Annotated in this window: 1 protein-coding gene; it reads left to right on the top strand. The window is 66.3% G+C overall.

The annotated features are described in order from the left end of the window. Positions 1 to 2,984: methionine synthase (gene metH, locus ACLJPL_RS33955; RefSeq protein ID WP_411084801.1), on the top strand; the 2,984-nt coding region annotated here is incomplete at both ends.

The following is a 2,984-nucleotide window of genomic DNA, read 5'->3' as shown; positions in this document are numbered from 1 at the left end:
GCGGATGAGTTCGGCGAGAAGGATGGCCGTCAGCGGTGGGTCCTCGGTTCGATCGGTCCGGGCACCAAGCTGCCTTCGCTGGGCCATATCGCCTACGACGTCCTGCGTGACGGTTATCAGAGGAACGCCGAGGGTCTTCTCGCGGGTGGTTCGGACGCGTTGATCGTCGAGACCACGCAGGATCTGCTTCAGACCAAGTCGAGCATCATCGGTGCGCGTCGGGCGATGGACGCGCTGGGTGTTGATGTGCCGCTGATCTGTTCGCTCGCGTTCGAGACGACGGGTGTGATGCTGCTGGGTTCTGAGATCGGTGCGGCGCTGACCGCCTTGGAGCCGTTGGGTATTGATCTGATCGGGTTGAATTGTTCGACCGGTCCGGACGAGATGAGCGAGCACCTGCGGTATCTCGCCCGTCATTCCCGTACGCCTTTGATGTGCATGCCCAATGCCGGTCTGCCGGTGTTGACCAAGGACGGTGCGCATTTCCCGTTGGGCCCGGAGGGTCTGGCGGATTCTCAGGAGTTGTTCGTCCGGGATTATGGTCTGTCGCTGATCGGTGGCTGCTGCGGTACGACCCCCGCGCATATGAAGGCGGTCGTGGAGCGGGCTGGGGGGCTCACCCCGGGTGAGCGGAGTCCGCGTCCCGAGCCGGGTGCGGCTTCCCTCTACCAGACGATTCCTTTCCGGCAGGACACGGCTTATCTGGCGATCGGGGAGCGGACGAACGCCAACGGTTCGAGGAAGTTCCGTGAGGCGATGCTGGAGGCGCGGTGGGACGACTGTGTGGAGATGGCGCGGGATCAGATCCGTGAGGGTGCGCACATGCTCGACCTGTGTGTCGATTATGTGGGGCGTGATGGTGTGGCGGACATGGCGGAGCTGGCCGGCCGGTTCGCGACCGCCTCCACCCTTCCGGTCGTGCTGGACTCCACCGAGTTGCCGGTGTTGCGGGCCGGTCTGGAGAAGCTGGGCGGGCGGGCGGTGCTGAACTCGGTGAACTACGAGGACGGCGACGGCCCCGACTCCCGCTTCGCGCAGGTCAGCGCCCTGGCCGCCGAGCACGGGGCCGCCCTGATTGCGTTGACGATCGACGAGGAGGGCCAGGCCCGCACCATCGAGCACAAGGTCGCCATCGCGCAGCGGCTGATCGAGGACCTGACCGGCAACTGGGGTATTCGTGAGTCCGACATCCTCATCGACACCCTGACCTTCACCATCTGCACCGGCCAGGAAGAATCCCGTGGCGACGGCATCGCCACCATCGGCGCGATCCGGGAGTTGAAGAAGCGCCACCCCGACGTCCAGACGACGCTGGGTCTGTCCAACATCTCCTTCGGTCTGAACCCGGCCGCCCGGGTGGTGCTGAACTCCGTGTTCCTGGACGAGTGCGTCAAGGCGGGTCTGGATTCCGCGATCGTCCACGCATCGAAGATCCTGCCGATCGCGAGGCTGGAGGAGGAGCAGGTCAAGGTCGCCCTCGACCTCATCTACGACCGCCGCGCGGAGGGTTATGACCCCCTTCAAAGGCTCATGGAGCTGTTCGAGGGCGTCAACATGAAGTCGATGAAGGCGGGCAAGGCCGAAGAACTCGCGGCCCTGCCCCTGGAGGAGCGCCTCCAGCGGCGGATCATCGACGGGGAGAAGAACGGCCTGGAGGCCGACCTGGACGAGGCCCTCCAGACCACCCCGGCCCTGGACATCGTCAACAACACGCTCCTGGAAGGGATGAAGGTGGTGGGGGAGCTGTTCGGCTCCGGCCAGATGCAGCTGCCGTTCGTCCTGCAGTCGGCCGAGGTGATGAAGAGCGCGGTGGCTCATCTGGAGCCGCACATGGAGAAGACCGACGACGACGGCAAGGGCACGATCGTGCTGGCCACCGTCCGGGGCGACGTCCACGACATCGGCAAGAACCTCGTCGACATCATTTTGTCCAACAACGGCTACAACGTCGTCAACCTCGGCATCAAGCAGCCCGTCTCCGCGATCCTGGAGGCCGCCGAGGAACACCGCGCCGATGTGATCGGCATGTCGGGGCTGCTGGTGAAGTCGACGGTGATCATGAAGGAGAACCTTCAGGAGCTCAACCAGCGCAAGATGGCCGCCGACTTCCCCGTCATCCTCGGCGGCGCCGCCCTCACCCGCGCCTACGTCGAACAGGACCTCCACGAGATCTACGAGGGCGAAGTCCGCTACGCCCGCGACGCCTTCGAGGGCCTGCGCCTCATGGACGCCCTCATCGGCGTCAAACGCGGCGTCCCCGGCGCCGCCCTGCCCGAGCTGAAACAGCGCCGGGTGCCCAGGAAGGACGCGCCCGTCCCGGAGGAGACCGGCCCCGAGGAAGGCGTGCGCTCGGATGTCTCGGTCACCAACCCGGTCCCGGTGCCGCCGTTCTGGGGCACCCGGGTCATCAAGGGCATCCCGCTCAAGGATTACGCCTCCTGGCTCGATGAGGGCGCGTTGTTCAAGGGGCAGTGGGGGCTCAAGCAGGCCCGGAGCGGTGACGGGCCGACGTATGAGGAGCTGGTGGAGACCGAGGGCCGCCCGCACCTGCGCGGCTGGCTCGATCACCTCCAGACCGACAACCTCCTGGAGGCAGCCGTCGTCTATGGCTACTTCCCCTGCGTCTCCAAGGGCGAGGACCTGATCCTGCTCCACGAGGACGGCTCCGAACGCACCCGCTTCACCTTCCCCCGCCAGCGCCGCGGCCGCCGACTCTGCCTCGCGGACTTCTTCCGCCCCGAGGAGTCCGGCGAGCAGGACGTGATCGGCCTCCAGATCGTCACCGTCGGCAACCGGATCGGCGAGGCCACCGCCGAACTCTTCGCCGCCAACTCCTACCGCGACTACCTCGAACTCCACGGCCTGTCCGTCCAGCTCGCCGAAGCCCTCGCCGAGTACTGGCACGCCCGGGTCCGCCACGAGCTGGGCTTCGCGGGAGAGGACCCCACAGACGTCGAGGACATGTTCGCCCTGAAATACCGGGG

Origin of the sequence: Streptomyces sp. cmx-18-6 (genome assembly GCF_046548915.1) — a bacterium.
In the GTDB taxonomy this organism is placed as follows: Bacteria; Actinomycetota; Actinomycetes; order Streptomycetales; family Streptomycetaceae; genus Streptomyces.
The sequence above is the reverse complement of the archived record's forward strand: the minus strand, read 5'-3'. Positions and strand labels throughout refer to the sequence as shown.